The 838-nt window shown below is 69.1% G+C and carries 2 protein-coding genes and 1 pseudogene; 2 read left to right on the top strand and 1 reads right to left on the bottom strand.

What is annotated here, in order from left to right:
* Positions 1-178 (bottom strand): MerR family transcriptional regulator (locus ABD323_RS42240; protein WP_344447369.1); only part of this gene is annotated, 178 nt, incomplete at its 3' end.
* Between the two features lie 59 nt (positions 179-237).
* On the opposite strand from ABD323_RS42240, the gene ABD323_RS42235 reads away from it, so the two are divergent.
* Positions 238-567 (top strand): putative quinol monooxygenase, encoded by a 330-nt coding sequence (locus ABD323_RS42235; protein ID WP_184923154.1) that lies wholly within the window; start codon positions 238-240, stop codon positions 565-567.
* Between the two features lie 67 nt (positions 568-634).
* A pseudogene (locus tag ABD323_RS42230) lies at positions 635-838 on the top strand (hypothetical protein); the annotation flags it as partial.

Here is an 838-nt window from a genome sequence, read left to right as displayed (position 1 = left end):
GGGTCGGGAGGCCGGCGTCCAGCAGTGCGCGAATGCGACGGACCGCGGCGGGGGCGCTGTCGTCATAGCGGCGGTGGCCGCTGTCGAGACGGCAGGACGGCAGGAGGCCCTGCTCCTCGTAGTAGCGCAGGAGCCGGACCGAGGTGTCCGTCGTGGCGGCGACCTCGCCGATCTTCATGTGACGCCCCTCACAAGCTCTTGAATCTCACATTGATGTGAGATCTTAGCGTGAGGTCCATGACGAACACGGATCACCCCATCGCCCTCTACGGTTTCCTCCGCCCCAGGCCGGAGCGCGCGGACGAGGTCCGGCGCATCCTCTCCTCCTTCGTGGAACCCACCCGGCAAGAGCCCGGAAACCTGCAGTACCACCTCCACGAACACGAGGACGGCCGCTTCTTCCTGTACGAGGTCTGGCGCTCCCAGGAAGACCTGGACCGGCACAACGCGACACCCCCGCTGCGTGCCTTCCTGGAAAACCTGCCGACCTTCCTGGAGGGAGCCCCGGAGGGCTACTTCGACACCATGCTCAGTCCGTATCCCAGGACCGAACCGGTCCCCGCCTGAGAAAAGGGGTTGGGCGGGGCGTCGCCCGGAGTGCCCGAAAGCAGAGCACTCCGAGAGGCAGACACCCATGAACACCACGCAGCCCACCCCCGGCCCGACCGGGCACCCCCTGACGGTCCTTCAGGTCTACGCCGTGCCCACCGATCCGAACAGCACGGGGCTGGACGCCCTGCGGCCGCCGTCGGGCCTGACCGTCCTGCCCGCCGGCCAGGCGGCGGAAGAGCCGCTGCGCGCACTGGACCGCGTGATCCGCGCGGAGGTCGGGGCCGGC

Source organism: Kitasatospora nipponensis, assembly GCF_039528135.1.
Classification (GTDB): Bacteria; Actinomycetota; Actinomycetes; order Streptomycetales; family Streptomycetaceae; genus Kitasatospora; species Kitasatospora nipponensis.
This window is presented reverse-complemented; position numbering and strand designations above follow the sequence as displayed.